Origin of the sequence: Sphingobacterium phlebotomi (assembly GCF_008180195.1) — a bacterium.
GTDB lineage: Bacteria > Bacteroidota > Bacteroidia > Sphingobacteriales > Sphingobacteriaceae > Sphingobacterium > Sphingobacterium phlebotomi.
This window is the reverse complement of the sequence record NZ_VTAV01000003.1, coordinates 399,333-419,351: the sequence shown is the minus strand read 5'-3', so window position 1 is coordinate 419,351 and position 20,019 is coordinate 399,333. Positions and strand designations below refer to the sequence as shown.

Sequence of the window (20,019 nt, the reverse complement as noted above, 5' to 3'; positions counted from 1 at the left end):
AGCACGACTGTCTTTTGCAAAATTTTTGAGACAATGGAGCGAATCTACACTACCTTTTCTATCTTTAGCGGTCAACATAAACCTACAATGGACTTTTGTACTTTTATACGTTTTCGGTTTTTTATCCTGACCCTGATATTATCGATGCCCAGCATGACTTCTGTAGCGCAACATGTGATAAACGGCAAGGTCGAAGATAAAATTTCAAACATCCCACTTGCAGGAGTTACTGTGAGCATTCTAAACACGAAAGATTCAACATTGCAATCCGCTTCTTCCAACCGATTAGGCATATTTTCACTTAAGAACTTACCACAGGGGATGTATACTTTACGTGCTACTAATCTTGGTTATCAACCATTTAAATCACCTATTACACTGTCGGATAAAAATATACAAATCAACATCGCCATGGAATCTGGAGAGATCGCTTTGGAGGAAATTGAAATTACGGGAACGCCTGCGGTATCCCTCTTCGGCGATACGACCGAATTTGATGCGAAAAGATTCTCTACCCGAGCGTATGCCGATGCTGATGAATTGGTAGCACAGATACCGGGCGTAGAATTGGACGAAGAAGGGAATGTGAAAGCACATGGCGAAGAGGTCACCAAGATAATCGTAGACGGTAAAGAATTCTTCAGCACAGACCCTCGTATAGCCCTGAAAACGTTACCTGCTGAGATTATCGACAAGATCCAGTTGATCGATGAAAAATCGGAACAAGCAAGATTTTCTGGCTTTGACGATGGGGAACGACGAAAAGTGATCAACATCGTAACAAAACCCGACAAGAAACGTGGTACGTTTGGAAAGGCGTCGTCAGGGTATGGAGATGAAAGCAAATTCGCCTTAAATACCTCCATCAACCGATTCAACGGCGACGAGAAAATTGCCGTAAATCTTATGGCAAATAACGTGAATGAGACGAACTTTGCAGAACAGGGACGCGGAGGGTCGCGAAGAGGAAATAACAATACAGATCGTGGATTGTCTGACACCTATGCGGGCGCCATCAATTATAACAACAATTTCTTGAAAGACGCCATGGACGTCAGCGGCGACTACAATTTCCGTTCATCCAAGACGAGCGTCATCTCCCTATCCGATATTGAATATATATTAGGAAACCGTGCCAACCAATCCCGAACGCAGGCACAAGACAACCTTAACCGACAAACGGAACATACAGCAAACGCACGTGTACGTTGGAATATCAACAGTAAACAACGTGTCGATTTTGCTCCAAATTTGTCTTATCGCTCTCTTGGTCGTACGGGGAGCAACCATTTCTCTACTTTTTTAAATGAAGATGATTTGCTCAACAAATCGGCAAGACAGAACGACACCCGTAATAACAACTTTAATTTTGGAGGACGGCTCACGTATATGTATCGCTTTAACAAGCCAGGCCGTACTATTTCCCTCAGTGCCTCTGGCAACAAGAGCACGAATGAAGCGTTGGGAAAAAACCTTGCGTTGACAGAATATTACAAAGACGCTTTGCTGAATCGCATTGACACAAACAACAATCAAAGTATCACAAACGGATATGGTTCCGGCTTCAATAACCGCCTGTCATTTACCGAGAACCTTTCCCGGCGAAGCAGGCTACAGATAAGCTACAACTATAGAAATACATTAAACTATTCCGATCGGGAAACGTTTGAATGGCTTGCCGAAACAGGACAATTGGGAGAATTAAACGAACGTTTGTCAAATGAATTCAGAAATGATTTCAACTATCATAAAGGAGGTTTATCTTTCTCCTATAACAAAAAAGATTCCTTACGTTTTCAAATCGGATTAAGCTATCAGCACGGCGTTCGCAATAATGATCGCACCGTTCCTATCCACCTCGTAACCCATGCTTCGTTTGGCAGCTTCCATCCGGAATTTTCAGCTACTTATAATATAAACAAGGAAAGACGTTTCGAAATAAATTACAACACTACCACCAGTACGCCGAATATCAATCAACTACAAGATTTCATCAACAATCAGAACGAGCTGAATATTCGCAACGGTAATCCTTACCTTAACCAGGAGTACAACCACCAAGTAAAAATTCAGTACAAGGACGTACGGCGTTCTACGGGACAAAGCTTCAATTCAAGTATGGATTTCAATTATACAAACGATAAAATAGTCAATTCTATTCTTACAACAGATACCGCGCTCATTCTATTTGACGATATACGTTTGGGAGCTGGTGGCCAATATACAGTCCCTATAAATGTAGACGGAGCGTACGGCGTACGTTGGACTAACAGCTTCGGTGTCCCCATAAAAAAATGGAAACTCAACGTTAATCTGAACAACACTGTTTTCTATAACAGCAACTTTGCAGTGCTCAACGATGAATTCATAAACGGATACAATTATGGCGTGCAGCAGCGTGTTGGGTTAAATACCAATATCAATAAAAAGTTTGTTTCGGGATTGAACTACCGCATCAATCTCACATTAAGCGAGAACCCGGTATCTCGCGTGGCTATTTATAAGGTATACTCTCACACCCTTAATCATACGTTAACCTATGAGTTTTTAGGTTCACTCATCGCTCATTCCAATCTATTGTATATTTATAACAGCGGCATATTGGACTCTCCCGGAACAAATACGCTGCTCTGGAATGCTTCATTGGGCACAAAATTCTTAAAACAAAAAAATGCAGAGCTATCGTTGAAAGCTTTCGACATCTTCAATCAAGCGCAAAATATTGGTAGAAGAGTAACAGATATCGCTATTACAGACATGACATCCAACACGTTAACACGCTATTTCATGTTGTCACTAAATTACAACTTGCGAAATTTTGATCGCAGGAACTGATAGAAGAAAACCTCTAATTACTTCCATTAACTTTATGAATACAACAATAAATTAGTAGCTTTGCACCGCACAAGTACAAATGGCTAGTTTTAACAAAATATAACACTGATTAACAGTCCTATTTAATTACTTTTGCTAGTCAAATAATAAATATGAATCAATTTTTAAGGAAAAGTATTCACTTTTTTACCATACTATTTTTCACACTAATCATTGTAGCGGCCTGCGACAAAGACATGAGCGTCATGTTAGACAACTCCGCTACGGGCAATGTGGGTGTTACTTTGGCAGATTCTTTCACAGTCAATACGGCTACCGTCCAACTAGCAAATTTACCGTCTGCCGCCACAGGAAATATACTCGTCGGAAAAGCAACGGTTCCTCAAAGCGGAAGCGTAAAATCTACAGCCTATTTTCGGATCGGGCTTGTTTCGGCAACAAATGATATTCCAGAGTCCGCAAAATTTGATTCCATTACCTTAGTTTTAAAGCCAACGTCCACACCCTATTCTTTTGGGGACACTACAAAAACACAAACAATCGCTGTACATCAATTGACGGAAGTCCTTGCTGCAAAAACAGCGACGCCTCTTTTTCCAAACCAGGCACTTCCGATGTATGTCACTGGCAACACGATTTTCGCCGACCAGACCTTCGGTTACAATAGCTCCCCTATCGGTACAGCTTCTTTTCGTCCACGCATGCGGACGATAGACAGCCTTAATATCCGTTTAGCAGACGATATCGGACAGGATTTCTTTACCCGCATAAAAGCAGGGGATATACAAATGACCTCCTATAATAACTTTAAAGAATATTTTAAAGGATTGGTACTGGTTCCGGATGAAGAGAATACAGCTATCGTTGCTTTCAACGATACCGTGGAGGTCAGGATAAACTATAACTACCCCGCCGTGGACGGGCATAAACGCACAGGTTTCACAACCCTTAGCATTGTAGAGCCGGGGTTTCAATATAACAACATGGTTGCGGACAGGACAGGAACTGACTTCGAAGAATTATCTGCTAAAAAAGCAATTCCAACGTCGTCCTCGGGAGGGCTTACCTATGTGCAGGCAGGCAGTGGTACTGTAGCGAAAATCACTTTCCCCACGTTAAAAGAGTTCTTACAAACTGAAAATATGGCAGTCAACAAGGCTGAGCTTGTAATAGAAACATCATCAAAAGCAAATACAATGTATCCGATACCTAGTAATCTGGTACTTTTAATAAACGACCAGGACGGTGTTCCACGGTCAATCTTACCATCAGCATATGGTTCTCAAGGGAGTGCTCAACAAGCTATATTTGTGGCTGGAGCAGAAATGGGACGAAACGGAACATACACGTTTAACTTGTTAGCTTATTTGCAGCAGTTAAAATCAACGCAGGTATATGACAACACCTCTTTTTATCTATCATCCTATCCCGTTATTGCACAGACAAACAGCGGAGGATACATTATCCCGGATTTAGTTAAGACATTTAATACGGCATTCATCGCATCGGAAAACTCCAAACCCAAAATAAAATTGAATATATTATACACAAAATTTAGATAATTTATGAATAAGAAAAATTGGCTATTGTTATTCTTTGCCTGTGCTATCGCTTTCACATCATTCAACTCCTGTAGCAAAGATGACGATGATGAAACAAGTACGGACGACGGTCCTACAGAATGGACGAAATCCACGGTATTTACAGGTGATCCACGTAGCGGAGCAGCCTCATTCACGATAGATGGAAAAGGTGCCTATGTCGTTGGCGGATATGTAAACCCAACAGTGGGGATTGCGCAGGATGGTCGTGTATTTAACGGAAACGGCTGGAGCGAAATTACAGAATTTACCGGATCGGCCCGCCACGAAGCGGTAGGTTTTGCTGTCGGAGGGAAAGGCTACATAGGAACCGGAAGAAACCTTGACAACGAATTATTCAAAGATTTCTACCAATATGATCCGGCGCAAGACAGCTGGACGAAGATAGCAGACTTTCCGGGAGTTGCACGCTCGGGTGCCATCGCCTTCGCACTCGGAAACTACGCCTATGTAGGATTGGGTACAAACGCTGGCGGAGGACGCTTGGGTGATGTATACCGATACGACCCTTCGCAGAATGAATGGTCTGCTGTAGACAACCTTCCTTTCAAGGACAAGCTATCTGGTGCTTTTGCTTTCGTCATAGGTGACAAAGCCTATATTGGCGGTGGTTATAGTGGCAGTTCAAACCTTCCCGATGGTTTTTATACTTTCGATGGTACCAACTGGACAACATCATCAACCGGCTTAAACCGCTCGGACGACAGTTATACTTATGACGCACGTAAATACAACGCAGCCACATTTGTTATTGGCAACTTTGCCTACGTGGTCAGTGGTAGAAATGCTAACAGTATAACCAGCACCGTATGGAAATACGATCCTTCTTCGGAGTCATGGACAGATAAGCACCAGGCACTTTCTACTGATCCGCGTGAAAAAGGTATTGGTTTCTCTTTAAACGGTAAAGGATATGTTGTTACCGGTGTAAACGGATCGCTAGTTTTTGATAATATGTATGAGTTTACCCCTGTTCGTTAATCATAGGAATTAAGTAAAATAAAAAAGGGAGCCTTTAGCTCCCTTTTTTATTTTACTTATAATTTACCGTTACGCAAAATGCGGTAACGCTTTCTCTATACGCTTAATAACCTCTTCTTTACCTAATGTCTCGGCAATCTGGAATACATCAGGTCCAAACTTCCCTCCGACCAGCATAATCCGAAAAGGCATCATCAATTCGCCTATTTTCATACCAGAATCGGCAATTTTACCTTTGAAAAATGGTTCTAAATCGCTTGCTGACCACTCCTCCATCGCAGCAAATTCATGCAATATATTTTGAAAAAATACGGTTTTACTAGCATTCCACTTGGGTTTTACCGCATCCACATCATAGATATCAGGTATCGTAAAGAAAAAAGAAGCCTGTTCCCAAAAATCTTCGACAAAGGTCATGCGTTCCTTAACCAAAGCCAACACCCTCCATACATAATCTGACTGATATAAAGTGATCCCATGTTGATTTAGCACGCCCTCTATCTGCGGTAAGATCTCCATATTATCTGTTTTCTTTATCCATTCGTGGTTAAACCACTTGGCTTTCTCAAAATCGAATTTCGCACCGGCTTTACTAACTCTATCGACGGAGAACTTCGAAATGAGTTCTTCGATACCAAAAATCTCTTGCTCAGTTCCGTCATTCCAGCCTAAAACGGCCAGCATATTAATGAAAGCCTCCGGTAAGAATCCCATTTCGCGGAATCCTTTTGTAACGTCACCCGATTTCGCATCAGTCCAGTTCATTGCATATACCGGAAATCCCAGCCTGTCACCATCACGTTTGCTCAGCTTACCGTTTCCATCTGGCTTTAATATAAGCGGCAAATGTGCCCAGCACGGCATGCTATCCTTCCAACCTAGGTATTCCCATAGTAATATATGCACAGGTGCAGAGGGAAGCCATTCCTCGCCCCGGAAGACATGCGAAATTTCCATTGCTTTGTCATCAATTACAACCGCTAGATGATAAGTTGGCATACCGTCTGCCTTTAACAAGACTTTGTCATCTATTAAGCTTGTTTCAAATGTTACGCGCCCTCGAATCATATCCTCAAAAGAAACTGTTTCTTCTGCGGGGATTTTAATACGAATGGTATGCGGATGTCCGTCAGATAATAATTTCGTTGTCTCTTCTTTGGATAGGCTCAGTGAATTACGCAGTTGCAAACGGTTTTCGTGTGAATACCGAAAATTGGGTTCTTCTTTACGCCACGCATCTAATTCTTCTGGTGTATCAAATGCATAATATGCGAATCCGTCATGCACCAATTGTTCCGCATACTGCCGATAAGTCGCTTTCCTTTCACTCTGCCGATAAGGAGCATATTCACCGGGCTTATTCGGACTTTCATCGGGTGTAAGTCCACACCAATCCAAGCATTCGTTGATGTATTCTTCAGCTCCCGACACAAATCGAGTTTGGTCAGTATCTTCAATTCTCAAAATAAAATCACCTCCATGGTGACGAGCATACAGATAATTAAACAATGCTGTGCGTACACCGCCGAGGTGTAAACCGCCTGTAGGGCTTGGTGCAAAACGCACTCTTACTTTTCGTTGCGAACTCATAGGCACAAAATTACACATTTTAGGAATGGCAAAAAATCCCTATTTTGCATCTCATTAGAGATGAATCAGGACAAGCTATATCAACATACACAAAAACAACGCTGGAAATTCTTACTTTTCCTATTTGCCGCCCTTATTGCGGCGGCGTCGCTGTTTTACACAAACTATTTGGTCAAGAGTCTTTCCAAGTCTGAGCGCACCAAGGCTGAAGTTTGGGCCATGAGTACGCGAAGTATTATGACCATGCCCGATGTCGATGATCAATTCATCAGCTACGTGTATGCGGTGCGGGATAGTCTATCCATCCCCGCTATTATCACGGATAGCAAGGGCAATATCATCTTCTGGCGTGACCTCGACCCCAACAAAACCAACATTCAAGAACAGGTCGATTCCGTCAACAACACATTAGAATACGACCCCGTTTATTTTGAAAAACAGCTGGCCCGGATGAAACGCAACCATGCGCCGATTGCACTCCCGCTGGATACAGGCGAAACATGGTCTGTTTATTATTTAGATTCTCTTGCATTACGTCAACTACGTATTTTTCCTTACCTACAACTCTCCCTCATTGCTATTTTTCTCATCATTGCCTATACGGTTTTTAATTCTATCAAAAAATCCGAACAAAACCTCGTATGGGTGGGTATGGCAAAAGAAGCTGCGCATCAACTTGGTACGCCTATATCATCATTGATGGGCTGGCTAGAGCTGGTGCGTACTAAATTCGATGCGGAGGATGATAGCTCCCTAAATGAAATGGAAAGAGATGTAAAACGTCTGGAAGTCGTTGCGGATCGTTTCTCGAAAATAGGTTCTATTCCTTCCTTAGCCAATCATGTGATTTATCAGGTTATACATGATTTCGTTCAATATTTTAAAGTACGAACCAGCGAAAAAATTACGTTTGAAATTACCGGAGACAAGACTGTGGAAGCAAAATTGAACATCCCTTTATTCGACTGGATTATCGAAAACTTATTAAAAAATGCTGTTAATGCAATTGAGTCTGAAGGAAAAATAACAATTAACATCATCGATAACATTGCAAAAGAGGAAATTTTTATAGACATTAGCGATACAGGAAAAGGCATGTCGAAATCAAACTTCGATGCGATTTTCCAACCTGGTTTTACAACGCGTAAACGTGGTTGGGGATTAGGACTCAGCTTGACAAAACGTATGGTCGATTATCATCAAGGCCAAATATTTGTTAAAGAATCTGAACTAGGAAAAGGAACAACATTTAGGATTATACTTAAAAGTAATTTACGCTATGAACCCACTCAAGTCTGATGAATATCCTGCAATATACGGTGACTACGTAGAAAATGTGGTTGGCTCTGTTATGGAAGAGCTACACGAGCAGGTGGAAACTTTCCCTGAATTTATCCAAAATATTCCTGAAGATTTAGGTGATTACACCTATGCCGACGGGAAATGGACGATCAAAGAAGTATTATGCCACATCTTAGACACAGAGCGGATAATGGCTTATCGCGCGTTGCGGTTTGCACGCAACGACATGACGGAACTGGCTCCCTTTGAGCAGGACGAATTTGTACAACACGGTCGTCACAACGAACGTTCGTTGAACAGTATCGAAGAGGAATTCATCCATCTTAGGAAAGCAAACCTCGTATTGTTCAACACATTCAACGAAACAGAATTAGAACGAAAAGGGATGGCTTCGGGCAGGCTCATCACGGTTAAAGCTTTCCTATATGTGATTGCTGGCCATCTGACGCATCATCGCATTATTTTAAAAGAACGCTATCTTAACAATGAGAACGTCGAAAATTTGGTTTAAAGATTATACACTGGAGGAGATCAATAGCATCTTCCACAAGTTTATGACAGGCTATCTCACCATTCAGGCGACGGAGGTACGAGAAGATATGCTCATTGCTTCCATGCCCATATCCGACAAAGTCAAACAGCCATTCGGGATTTTACATGGCGGAGCATCCGTTGTATTGGCAGAGTCGGTAGGGAGTATTGCTTCCAACCTCATTATTGATCCACAACATTTAGTGGGCGTGGGAATGGAAGTAAATGCCAATCATTTAAAATCAGTTGCAGAGGGCACGCTATATGCTTATTGCTCTCCACTTCATATCGGAAAAAAAAGCCATGTATGGGATATCAAAATCAAAAACGAAAAGGACGTTCTTATCTGTATTTCCCGGCTTACCGTAGCGATTATAGAGAAACCCTCTTGAGGTCAAATTCGAGATGATCGAACGTTTTTAAAAAAAAATAAAAATTTTTAAAACTATATTGTTGTCCTAATTGTACTATATACAAACACCATTCAATATGGTTTTATGATACGGTTTAGGTTTTAGAGAGACTTCACCCCCAAATGAAGTCTCTTTATTTTTTTACAAAATGCAATCGTTTGTGTATATTTTTCTGTTTCCTAATATCAATATATTTTATTAGTCTTGTAATTCGATTTTGATACTCACATATTAAATCTAATATTCCACAAATGGATTCGAAAACCTCAACACAACAAACTGGTCAATCTTCACTGGGACCCATGATTATTATTGCTTCTCTATTCTTTATTTTCGGTTTTGCTACGTGGCTAAACTCTTTACTGATCCCGTATCTTAGAATAGCCTGTGAGCTCACGGAAGTACAATCTTATTTTGTAACTTTTGCTTTTTATATTGCCTATTTAGTCATGGCGCCAGTCTCTACCTGGGTATTGAACAAATACGGGTTTAAGAAAGGGATGGCGATCTCTTTGGGTGTGATGGCAGTCGGAGCACTATTATTTATTCCAGCTGCTTATACTAGAACTTATCTCCTCTTTTTGGTAGGCTTGTTTACGATGGGTGGAGGTTTAGCTATTTTGCAAACCGCTTCCAACCCCTACATTACCATTATTGGCCCGGTTGAAACGGCGGCAAGACGGATTAGTATCATGGGTATCTGTAATAAAGTAGCAGGTGCTATTGCTCCAGTTTTACTAGGATTATTCTTAAACCTCGGCGAGGCCGATAAGATTGCTAAACAAGTGGAATCGATGCCGGCAGACCAATATTCGGCAGCATTAGATCAAGTCGCGCTACAGGTCGTTAATCCTTACATTGGTATCGTTGTGGTATTGGTGCTTCTAGCTATCTGGATTTCCCGTGCAAATCTTCCGGAAGTCAAGGGAGATGAAGAAGAAACAGCCGATCATCATATCATATCAGAAGACAAAAAGAGCATCTGGGATTTTCCACACGTTATATTGGGCTTCATTGCGTTGTTCATGTATGTGGGTGTAGAAGTTCTTGCTGGTGATACCATTATTGCTTATGGTGTATCGCAAGGTGTCAGCTTAGACAAGGCGACCGTTTTCACAGGATATACCATGGGAGCCATGGTATTAGGTTACATTATCGGAATCATTGCCATCCCAAAATATTTCTCACAAGAAACAGCAATGAAATCATGTGCTATCTTAGGCATCCTCTTTACCTTAGGGATTGTTTTCACTGACGGAATGCTTTCTCTTACGTTTGTTGCCTTATTAGGTTTGGCTAATTCATTGGTATGGCCGGCAATCTGGCCATTGGCATTAAAAGGAGTCGGAAGATTCACCAATGCAGCTTCGGGCCTATTGGTTATGGGTATCGCGGGTGGAGCTGTTATACCGCTAATCTACGGGCAAATAGCCCACATGGTAGGGTCCCATGCGGCTTACTGGATAGCCCTTCCCTGTTATTTGTTTATCTTTTATTACGGTGTTGCCGGCCATAAAGTGGGGAAAAAATCATAATAAATCTTATTTTAGCATATATAAACAAATAACATCATATGAAGAAGACATTCTTATCCTTAGTATTTGCCGGCGTCATCTTGTTTGCGGCACAAGAGACGCAAGCGCAGGCGAAATTTCCACCTGCCAGTAGCACGACAAAAATTGAACAGGGGATCGGCATAAAAAAAGTCACACTTGTCTACCAGCGGCCAAACATAAACAACCGCACCATCTTCGGGGGATTGGTACCTTACGACCAAATTTGGCGGACAGGAGCAAATGGCATACCGTCTCTTACGTTTGAGGAAGAAGTTACCATTGCGGGCAATAAAGTTCCCGCAGGTACGTATGGCCTCTTTACTATTCCGACCAAAGGTGACTGGACCGTTGTTCTGAGCAAGAATGTAGAGCAATGGGGAGCTTACCAGTATAACCAAAGCGAAGACTTTTTACGTTTTCAAGCCAAGTCAAAACAACTTTCGGATAAGGTTGAAACATTTACCATAGCCTTTGAAAATGTAACACCTACCGGTGCAGATCTAACATTAGCATGGGAAAGCACGAAAGTTTCCTTCCCGATCGCTGTTGACCAGTCTAAGGAAATCATAGCGGGTATTGAGGAAGCAATGAAAGGCGAAAAGAAACCTTATTTTGCTGCCGCGCAATATTACTATAACAACAATTTGGACATCAATAAAGCGGTTGAATGGGCCACCGAAGCTGATAAAGGCAATACAAAAGCACCTCATATCAAATACTGGAAGGCCAGAATCCAGTTGAAGGCAGGTGATAAAGCCGGTGCCATTAAAACGGCAACCGAAGGTGTTGCTATGGCGAAAGCAGGCAACAATGAAGAATACGTAAAATTGAACACGCAGGTGCTCGAGGAAGCGAAATAAAAATAATGTAGAGACGTGGACTATGCGCTACGTCTCTCTTCCTTTTTGACTGCCTATTTCCTTAATTAAAAGCTCCTATTTTCTTGACAAAGAGTTCAAATTCCTTGCGGGATACCTTAGATTTATTTTTCATTTTTGTCCGATAGTTATATATTGTATTTACGGAATATCCCAGAAAATCAGGTATTTTAATGCTATCTGTAATACCGAGCCGCATGAGGGCATAAATACGCAGCTCTGTATTCAACACCCCCGGTTATCAGGAGATGCAAATGAACGGGTCGAAAACCGGTGTCATCGGAAAGAAGGAAGCTCAGTTCAAGGCCATTGTGCAGGAAAGACGCGCGGAGCTAGTCGGCGAGGGACAACGGTGGTTTGATATACGTCGTTGGATGATCGCTGATCCAGAAGCTTCCAATCAGCCGGACAAGGGCGGCGTAAACGGTGATATAACGCGTATGCACGGCATGAACATGAACGGATTCGACAACGTTCTCATGACCACCGGTGATGAAACAACCCCGACACGCGATCTGGGTTCGTCAGATTCCTATTATCGTCGTACCCGTCTGGAAGACCGTCGTTGGTTGAAGCAGTATTACTGGTATCCTGTTCCCTAAAATGAGATCAACAAAATTCGAGGCTTATTTATTTTATAATTTACAGACTCCGTTTAGATAATCTCTCTAGTTACGGGTTTGAAAAATATGAAATAGGTTATGCTCGTCGATAATCCGCGCTTTTTCCGCCGGCGCCATTTCCGCAAATCTCTTTGGCGTAATACCATAATACGATTTAAAGGTTTTACTAAACCATTTCGGATCCGAATACCCTACTTGGTAAGCAATGTCACTTATCCCTAATGATTCGCGATCGAAAAGCTCCGTTGCCCGTCTCAAACGTAGCATATTGATCAGTTCTATGATACTCATCCCCGTAAGTTGTTTAATTTTTTTATACAGTACAGGTCTGCTCATACCCAACTCAGAGGATAATTGCATAACATTGAGATCTTCACTGGATAGCCGGCTTTCAATAACGTTAACAATACGATTTAAAAACAGCTGTTCTTCGTTTGGCTTCTCACTTCGTTTATCCTCCGTAGCCAGCATATATTTGCGGATAAACCAACGCCGTACACTTTTCTTCGTATAGAGAATATTTTGGATTTTGATCATCAGCAAGTCCATGTGAACAGGTTTGGTCAGGTAATCATCCGATCCAGCACCCATTCCTACTAACATATCCTCCTCCGAGCTCAATGCCGTAAGCAATATTACGGGAATGTGAGCTGTCATTTCGTTACTCTTTATCAAGGTCGTCAGACAAACACCATCCATGTTGGGCATCATAACGTCGGAGATCACCACATCCGGTAATCTCTTACGTACAATATCCCAAGCTTGTTCGCCGTCATGTGCAGTAACGACCGTATATTCCTTTACCAACTCCTGTTGCAAGAATTGTAGAATATCATCGTTATCGTCTACCACAAGTACCAATGCCGAGTCTGTTTCCTTTTCAACATTCGACCCGTCATTTAATATGCCGTCGGTCAGAAAATCCATAGGTGCTTTTTCTGGCAACACCGTATTAGCTTCCTCCTTTATCGTGTCAACAAAATCTACCTTGTCGGTATCAAAATGTGCGTTTCCAACATGCATCTCTAACGTGAAGACCGTAAATGAATCTGTTGATAATTTCTCATGCTGACTGCTCGCGTTAATCTTTCCTCCATGTAGGCGGATGATATCACGTGTGAGGGCCAAGCCCAAGCCACTACCATATCGATTCTTAGCAGCCAATGGACTTTTACTTTGGTAAAAGAGCTCAAAAATAAAAGGCAGGTCTTCTTCCGTAATGCCCGGGCCATCGTCACCAATCTCCAGGCGTACAATTCCTTTTCCTGATATTTCGGTTGTCGTCGATACGTGGATCCAAACCCGACCTCCTTGCGGCACAAAGCGCAATGCATTTCCCAAGAGATTAAAGAATACTTTTTCCATTTGCATATAATCGAACCAAATAACAGGAAGTGGCTCTTTATATTTCCATTCAACAACCACATTCTTCGCCCGAATCTCCTCCTGAAAAGAAGCCAACACCTCTTGAACAAGATCAAGTAACGGATATTCACTAACATTTAGCCGTACCAGATTCAATTCATTTTTACGGCTGTCCAACAGCTCGTTGACCAAACGCAAGAGTCGCTGTGTATTCTGCCGTACCACTTGTAACGTCGATCGACGGGGGTCATTTTCCGCCATTTCCGAAAGCATTTGATGCACCGGTCCTAGAATCAATGTTAAAGGCGTTCTCAACTCGTGCGATATGTGGGTATAAAAATTTGCTTTTATATCCGCCATCTTTTTCTCGTTGACGGCCTCTAATTGTTTTAGACGTAACTGATACTTCAATTCTCTTCGGGCATTAAAAAAGCGCCAAACCATAAGCAGCACCACCAAAAAGGTTACAATATAGGTCGTATATGCCCACCAAGTGGCCCACCAAGGCGGCAACACAACGAGCCGAAGTTTTCCAACTTCGTCCGACCACACACCGTCATTTGTCGTTCCCTTCACCTCTAAAATGTATGTTCCCGGATGCAAGTTTGTATACGTCGCTGTTGGGAAATTCACATAATTCCAATCCTCTTCCAGCCCTTCCAAACGATAGGCATATTTGTTCTTCTCTGGCGTAATATAATTGAGTGTGGCAAAGTCTATACTCACATTATTATCCCGATGTGATAATCGAAGTTCTTTTGCCATCGAAATATGCTGATTCGATAATTGATTACTTTCCGGGAGCAGCACTTTATTGTGTACCCGCACTTCAGAAAAAATCATTTTGGGGCGGAAACGACTACGGGAGATTTTACTTGGGTAAAAAGCCGTAATCCCATGTGTACCGCCCAGTAAAAGCTCACCTTCCCGGCTGTGGCATACTGCTCCAACGGAGAATTCATTCCCGTACAATCCATCTTTTAAATTATACGATACAATCTCATCTGTCGACGGATCGAAAGCGCAAATACCCTTGTTCGTACTCAACCATAATATGCCATCCTCTTCTGCTATTCCCACAACATTATTCCCCGGAAGCCCGTTCTCGGTTCCTATTCTTCTGAAATCTTTCGTGGCATATCGAAATTCATTTAAACCGTCCATAGACGTCCCTATCCATAGTCTCCCTTTTTCATCCTCATAGACACTCAATATAACATTTCCGCTGATGCTATGGGAATTATCCGCTTGGGGGTGAAAGACATCAAAACGATCTGCTCCTGCCCATTTAACATGCAGTCCATCTTCTGTTCCCACCCATAAGTTTTCACGGCTGTCTAGATAAACGATTCTAATCAGATCGGAACCTAAGCGATATTGTTCCTTATTGGTAGATCGGTAACTTTCGAAATACCCCTCCGTTCCCGCTTTCTTTACATTCAATCCTCCACCATAAGTTCCTATCCAGAGGTTCCCTACTTTATCCTCTGTAATGGAATAAACGTTATTATTAGATAAGGAGGATATATCATCTGGATCATGTTTATAATGCACAAAGCCCTGTCCGTCTTTCTTGAACAAATTCAAACCACCGGTGTAGGTTCCCACCCATAGATTGTCCTCGCTATCCAGATAAATATGTTTAACATGGTTGTTCGTCAAGGAACGCGGGTCTTCCCGTTTATGTTTATAATGTCGTTTCACCCGTCTGTTAGTCGTCATGTAATCCAATCCACCGCCCTCGTAGCCAATCCAAAATCCACCTTGACGATCCTGTACAATACCACTCACCACACTGTAAGACAAATGGTCATCTTGTCCGTTTTTCCCATAATGTCGGAATTTTGCCAAATCCCGATCGAAAATGCTAATTCCGCCGTAATATGTCCCCACCCAGATCGACCCTCGTCGATCCTGAAAGATAGGACGGATGGAATTATCGGCTAATGAATAGGTATCATACTGATCTTTAAGGAAGGAAATAAAACCGAGCTTTTCATCATAATAGTTTAAGCCATTGATCGTGCCGATCCAGTATCCGCCTTGCCTATCGCGAACTAAGCTTCGCACGTCGTTGCTACTTAGTGATGCTTGTCGGTTTCCTGCAGAGCCGTCGTTTGTGATATAACGAAACGTATCTTTCTCTTCCTCATATACATTAATTCCACCTTCTTTTGTGCCCATCCAAAATATTCCCGGTTTCATCTCGTAGACAAAACGGACATCAGCACTGTTTAATGCTCCCCTTCGCTGCTGGATATCATAGATAAGTTGGGGAGTTGACTGTCTAGAAAGTCCTTCGAATACATATACGCCGTTTGTCGTACTCAGCCAATGTCGACCTCGACTATCCTGATAAACCTGTTGGACATTTCCCGAGCCCGGAGGGAAAGTATGCCCAGCAATGTTTCTACCATTAAAGACTAAGAAACATTGTAGTTGATTTTCAGGGTTGGATTTTAATAAAAACAGCCCTGCACTAGAACAAAACCAGACATTACCATTACGGTCCTGATCAATAGCATAGATAAACGGCTCGGGTGATCCTCTCCCTACAAGTGGAACCCTTAAAAATCGATCAGATTTCCGATCATACAAGTTAATACCTTGCCCTGTACCTATCCAAAGCCTGTTATCACTGTCCTCATAAACAGCTGTTACGTAATTATCGGACAGCGATGTGCTATCAGAAAGCACATTTCTATAGGTGACAAATCGATGCGCATCGTATTTATTCAACCCGTCCCGCGTTCCGACCCACATGAGATCTAGATGATCCTGTGCTATTGCAAAGATGCTACTTTGCGACAAACCATCTTTGGTGGATATATGCACAAACTTTACCTGATCAGCAAAAGGTTGTGCATGCAAAAACTTACTGATCAGACAGAGGCATAACAACGATATTTTCAGGCTTATCTTCATCGTTAGCAAATGGCGGGATAACGCCAAGGTGTTAAATTACTCAAAGTTTTCCATTTTTACGCAACAGGGCTTCTAAATAATAATAGTCTGCATAGATCAATGGTACATCCACCTCGGAATCATGGGGCTTGGATCCAGTGCTATGCGCTAGAAGAAACCCGCGATTAGTTCCCTTTTTGTTTCGGTAGTCCTCCGTTAAAGAAGTCATGATACGATCAGCTAATTCCCGCAATGCAGGTTTATGGGGAACCAGATCATCCAGTTCGTATAATGCGGATGCCATAACAGCGGCTGCAGACGCATCCCGCGGCTTATTAGGAATAGTAGGCGCATCAAAATCCCAATAGGCTACACCATCTTCGGGTAGTCTTTCTGACAGCCAAGAAAAAAGAGCCAACGCTTTCTTCAAAAAGCGTTCTTCTCCAGTTTCACGATAACACATAGTAAACCCATATATTGCCCAAGCTTGCCCACGAGCCCAGGTCGACTCATGTGCATGGCCCTGATGGGTATGTCGGTGCTTTACCTCACCTGTTTGGGGCTCATAATCAACCACATGATAGCTTCCTCCATCCGGTCGAAAATGATTTTCGAGGGTTTTGTCGGCATGTGATACAGCTATCCGATAATAGGTCGAATCCCCTGTTAACTTCGTCGTCGCAAATAACAGTTCCAAGTTAAGCATATTGTCAATGATCACCGGAAATTGCCATTTATCCGTATTATGATCCCAAGAACGGATACAACCAACAGTGGGATTGAACCGCGAAGAGAGCGTCTTCGCTGCATGGATAATGACGTCGCGGTAATGGCTATCGTCTGTTAACTGATAACCTTTACCAAAGCTGTTGTACACCTTAAAGCCCATATCGTGCGTTCGTCCATTGTCCTTTTCTCCTTCTATTCTCGCCGTAGCCGTTTTTGCCCAGTCTTTCCACCATTTGTCCTTGGTTAAAGCAAACATCTGCCACAGCACACCTGGATAAAAACCGCTCGTCCAATCGCCCCTACGCACCAGTTGCAATTCACCTTTTTCCATCGTACGCGGTGAGACCCGTATTGAATCTTGTACCAATTGTTCCGTATATTCTACCAAATAACGGAGCTGCTCCGCCGCATCCGCTACGATCTTCTCGTCCTGCCGAGATTGTCCCCATCCCGAGAAAGAATAGCAGACAAATATTAGACCCCATATATACTTGTTCATATTAATCGATTTGAATAGTACGTCTAAACGCGGTAGAAAAAATGTCGACGCGGAACTGTTCCTGGATATTATCCACCAAATTAATATTAACAGACCGCCGTCCCGTAGCCGCCGTATTATTTAAAAGCTTGAGATAGATTTTAGCTTGTGCTTTCTTGGCATTAGGAAAAACCAATTGATATTTGCCCTCTACAGGATTAAGCACTTGTCCTGTTTCGTCGACGACTTCAAAGTCTTCTCCCCGGACTGCGGGAACTGCAGTTTCTGCTAAATCTCCCGTACTGACTTCATACGTTGCAACCGCATTATAATTACGCTCAAATTCTGAATAGAACTGCACCGGTAGCTCCAATAGCGTCGTCTGCTCGCTATTCACCGTCACCGCACTGTTATTATTCGGCACATAAACAATATAATAATGGTGTTCATATTCCGATAAGCCTGCGGGATAGTCTCGATCCTCGCAGCCAACAAAAAGAGTTGTCAATATACAGGCCGTGAAACCAAACGTAAGGCCAAGCATTATTTTATTTATTATTGTCTTCATATTATTTCCAATTAGGGTTTTGTATAACATTTCCTCCACTCAGCGAGATTTCGTTCAATGGCACAGGATAAAGATAATCTTTTGCAGTATCAAAGCGTCGTGTAGAAGCTGCTTCGACTATAACAACCTCATCGTCATTCAAATTTAAATTGGAAACGTCCGCACCTTCCCAATCTATTTCATTGTACTTGGCACCTAGTATATCTTGGGTCAAAAGAATCTCGGCTAACTTCCACCGTATAATATCCGTATACCGAAAACCCTCTAAGGCAAGTTCTACGGTGCGCTCGCGACGTATCTCCTCCAGTATATCCAGCTGGTGGGTGGCCACAAACCCATTTGTCAATACGACGTCCATCCCCACACGACGCCGCAATGCATTGATGGTACGGTTAAGATCACTATCGGATATCGCACCGTCCAACTCATATTTTGCCTCCGCGTAGATTAATAAAACTTCCCCATACCGAATCAGAATTTTATCCGTCGTTCCGGCATTATTGATTTGCCAATCTTCTGCACTAAATCCTTTTTTGGTGGCATATCCCGTTCGAGAGCCTAATGTAGTCGTCGGTATCCATGGCCCTTTGTATGCCTGTTCACCCGCACGAAAAAGTGTATAACTTAACCGCGGGTCACGGCGATCGAATATGCTATTATAAGTTTCCTCCTCTCCTTCCTGGATATAGAACGATGATCTATTCGCTTTCAGCTCGTTACGTTCATTATACGCGGGAAGTCCGTCTTCATACAAGTACTGACGAATCAAGTTGCGCGTGACTGCCACACGGCCGTTTTCCAAATCGCGCGAGTAATTATGTCCAAGGATCAGATTTGAAACGCTCTCGCCATAAATTTTAACAAAAATATTCTCTTTGTTTGCGGGCCCATCTCCCTCATTTACAAATAACTTCCCATAATCTGCAAACAGCACATGACCCTGATTCATCACGAATAAAGCCGCTTCTACCGCCTCCTGCAGGTGTTCTTCATAACCGCTTTCGCCATGATATTTGCCAAATGTGCCGAGAAATAATCCCGCCCTTGCTTTCAGTGCCTGTGCCGTACTCTTCGTGACGCGACCATAATCAGTAGCTGGCAACGCTCCAAAATCAGGCAACCAAGCTGCTGCGAAATCCAGGTCTTCATAAATTTGTGCGGCCACCTCGGCTTTGGATGTACGCGGCATCTCCAACTCTTCCGAATCTATATCCAATGTCGTTGTCAGAAGCGGTACATCACCATATCGTTGTACTAATTGGAGATAAGCATAAGCCCTGAAAAAACGTGCCTCACCCAAATATCGGTTTCTTACTTCATCCGCAACCGACGCGCGCACCCCTTTCTCCAGTATATTGTTTGCCGTAAAAATCATATCGTACGGACCGGACCAATCACCACTCGTACTTGGAATATTCCAAGCGCCATTACTCGTCAGGTTTACCGTTTGATTCACATTGTCTTCTGCGCGGGAATCCAACTGTACCCCATCCAGCTGCTGATACAAACGGTTGGCTGCAAATTTAAGATCGTTCTCCGTGTTCCAAAAATCCTGATCGGAAAATTCCGTTTCGGGGAAACGATCTAAGCTACAACTACCCGAAAAGGTAATTAACGTAGCTAGCATCACTGCTTTTATAAAGCTGTTTATTACTTTCATAGTTT

The 20,019-nt window shown here is 42.6% G+C and carries 14 protein-coding genes; 9 read left to right on the top strand and 5 right to left on the bottom strand.

The annotated features are described in order from the left end of the window. Positions 1–33: 33 nt before the first annotated feature. The 3 genes from FXV77_RS08020 to FXV77_RS08010 all read left to right on the top strand — a co-directional run bounded on the left by FXV77_RS08020 (position 34) and on the right by FXV77_RS08010 (position 5,417). Positions 34–2,835 carry a TonB-dependent receptor gene (locus FXV77_RS08020; RefSeq protein ID WP_187444063.1) on the top strand — a complete coding sequence of 934 codons (2,802 nt, stop codon included), beginning with the start codon at positions 34–36 and terminating at the stop codon, positions 2,833–2,835. A 152-nt stretch (positions 2,836–2,987) separates the two neighbouring features. Next, on the top strand, positions 2,988–4,397 hold the full coding sequence (locus tag FXV77_RS08015; RefSeq protein ID WP_148918688.1) for a DUF4270 family protein: 1,410 nt from the start codon (positions 2,988–2,990) through the stop codon (positions 4,395–4,397). Positions 4,398–4,400: 3 nt separating this feature from the next. Then, positions 4,401–5,417 (top strand): Kelch repeat-containing protein, encoded by a 1,017-nt coding sequence (locus FXV77_RS08010; protein ID WP_148918687.1) that lies wholly within the window; start codon positions 4,401–4,403, stop codon positions 5,415–5,417. Positions 5,418–5,486: 69 nt separating this feature from the next. On the opposite strand, the gene gltX is transcribed toward FXV77_RS08010, so the two are convergent. After that, a complete protein-coding gene (gene gltX, locus FXV77_RS08005) occupies positions 5,487–7,007 on the bottom strand; it encodes a glutamate--tRNA ligase (RefSeq protein ID WP_148918686.1) in 1,521 nt (506 codons plus the stop codon). Positions 7,008–7,067: 60 nt separating this feature from the next. Between gltX and FXV77_RS08000 the strand changes: the two genes are divergently transcribed. The 6 genes from FXV77_RS08000 (at position 7,068) to FXV77_RS07970 (ending at position 12,289) form a co-directional block, all read left to right on the top strand. Then, on the top strand, positions 7,068–8,306 hold the full coding sequence (locus tag FXV77_RS08000; RefSeq protein WP_148918685.1) for a sensor histidine kinase: 1,239 nt from the start codon (positions 7,068–7,070) through the stop codon (positions 8,304–8,306). Next, positions 8,287–8,820, top strand: a complete 534-nt coding sequence (locus FXV77_RS07995; RefSeq protein ID WP_148918684.1) for a DinB family protein — start codon at positions 8,287–8,289, stop codon at positions 8,818–8,820. Before FXV77_RS08000 ends, FXV77_RS07995 begins: the two co-directional genes overlap by 20 nt. Continuing rightward, positions 8,795–9,232, top strand: coding sequence for a hotdog fold thioesterase (locus tag FXV77_RS07990; protein ID WP_148918683.1), 438 nt, complete (start codon positions 8,795–8,797; stop codon positions 9,230–9,232). Before FXV77_RS07995 ends, FXV77_RS07990 begins: the two co-directional genes overlap by 26 nt. A gap of 272 nt (positions 9,233–9,504) precedes the next feature. Beyond that, positions 9,505–10,788 carry a sugar MFS transporter gene (locus FXV77_RS07985; protein ID WP_148918682.1) on the top strand — a complete coding sequence of 428 codons (1,284 nt, stop codon included), beginning with the start codon at positions 9,505–9,507 and terminating at the stop codon, positions 10,786–10,788. A gap of 38 nt (positions 10,789–10,826) precedes the next feature. Beyond that, positions 10,827–11,669 (top strand): DUF2911 domain-containing protein, encoded by an 843-nt coding sequence (locus FXV77_RS07980; RefSeq protein ID WP_148918681.1) that lies wholly within the window; start codon positions 10,827–10,829, stop codon positions 11,667–11,669. Between the two features lie 272 nt (positions 11,670–11,941). Further along, positions 11,942–12,289: a RagB/SusD family nutrient uptake outer membrane protein gene (locus FXV77_RS07970; protein ID WP_187444062.1), complete on the top strand. Its 348-nt coding sequence runs from the start codon at positions 11,942–11,944 to the stop codon at positions 12,287–12,289. A gap of 66 nt (positions 12,290–12,355) precedes the next feature. Here the strand turns inward: FXV77_RS07970 and FXV77_RS07965 are convergent, their stop codons facing one another. From FXV77_RS07965 to FXV77_RS07950, 4 genes are read right to left on the bottom strand one after another with little or no spacing between them, the layout of a single operon-like run. Then, complete coding sequence (locus FXV77_RS07965; protein ID WP_148918679.1) at positions 12,356–16,600, bottom strand: two-component regulator propeller domain-containing protein; 4,245 nt, start codon at positions 16,598–16,600, stop codon at positions 12,356–12,358. A 40-nt stretch (positions 16,601–16,640) separates the two neighbouring features. Further along, the gene (locus FXV77_RS07960; protein ID WP_148918678.1) at positions 16,641–17,807 is read right to left on the bottom strand and encodes a glycoside hydrolase family 88 protein; all 1,167 of its coding nucleotides are present in this window, start codon (positions 17,805–17,807) and stop codon (positions 16,641–16,643) included. A gap of 1 nt (position 17,808) precedes the next feature. Beyond that, positions 17,809–18,354 carry a hypothetical protein gene (locus FXV77_RS07955; RefSeq protein WP_187444061.1) on the bottom strand — a complete coding sequence of 182 codons (546 nt, stop codon included), beginning with the start codon at positions 18,352–18,354 and terminating at the stop codon, positions 17,809–17,811. Between the two features lies 1 nt (position 18,355). Then, positions 18,356–20,014, bottom strand: a complete 1,659-nt coding sequence (locus tag FXV77_RS07950; RefSeq protein ID WP_148918677.1) for a RagB/SusD family nutrient uptake outer membrane protein — start codon at positions 20,012–20,014, stop codon at positions 18,356–18,358. Between the last annotated feature and the right edge of the window lie 5 nt (positions 20,015–20,019).

Bases quoted from the DNA above. Each gene is read 5' to 3' on its own strand.
- FXV77_RS08020 (WP_187444063.1), top strand. From the start codon at position 34: ATGGAGCGAATCTACACTACCTTTTCTATCTTTAGCGGTCAACATAAA.
- FXV77_RS08015 (WP_148918688.1), top strand. From the start codon at position 2,988: ATGAATCAATTTTTAAGGAAAAGTATTCACTTTTTTACCATACTATTT.
- FXV77_RS08010 (WP_148918687.1), top strand. From the start codon at position 4,401: ATGAATAAGAAAAATTGGCTATTGTTATTCTTTGCCTGTGCTATCGCT.
- gltX (WP_148918686.1), bottom strand. From the start codon at position 7,007: ATGAGTTCGCAACGAAAAGTAAGAGTGCGTTTTGCACCAAGCCCTACA.
- FXV77_RS08000 (WP_148918685.1), top strand. From the start codon at position 7,068: ATGAATCAGGACAAGCTATATCAACATACACAAAAACAACGCTGGAAA.
- FXV77_RS07995 (WP_148918684.1), top strand. From the start codon at position 8,287: ATGAACCCACTCAAGTCTGATGAATATCCTGCAATATACGGTGACTAC.
- FXV77_RS07990 (WP_148918683.1), top strand. From the start codon at position 8,795: ATGAGAACGTCGAAAATTTGGTTTAAAGATTATACACTGGAGGAGATC.
- FXV77_RS07985 (WP_148918682.1), top strand. From the start codon at position 9,505: ATGGATTCGAAAACCTCAACACAACAAACTGGTCAATCTTCACTGGGA.
- FXV77_RS07980 (WP_148918681.1), top strand. From the start codon at position 10,827: ATGAAGAAGACATTCTTATCCTTAGTATTTGCCGGCGTCATCTTGTTT.
- FXV77_RS07970 (WP_187444062.1), top strand. From the start codon at position 11,942: ATGAACGGGTCGAAAACCGGTGTCATCGGAAAGAAGGAAGCTCAGTTC.
- FXV77_RS07965 (WP_148918679.1), bottom strand. From the start codon at position 16,600: ATGAAGATAAGCCTGAAAATATCGTTGTTATGCCTCTGTCTGATCAGT.
- FXV77_RS07960 (WP_148918678.1), bottom strand. From the start codon at position 17,807: ATGAACAAGTATATATGGGGTCTAATATTTGTCTGCTATTCTTTCTCG.
- FXV77_RS07955 (WP_187444061.1), bottom strand. From the start codon at position 18,354: ATGAAGACAATAATAAATAAAATAATGCTTGGCCTTACGTTTGGTTTC.
- FXV77_RS07950 (WP_148918677.1), bottom strand. From the start codon at position 20,014: ATGAAAGTAATAAACAGCTTTATAAAAGCAGTGATGCTAGCTACGTTA.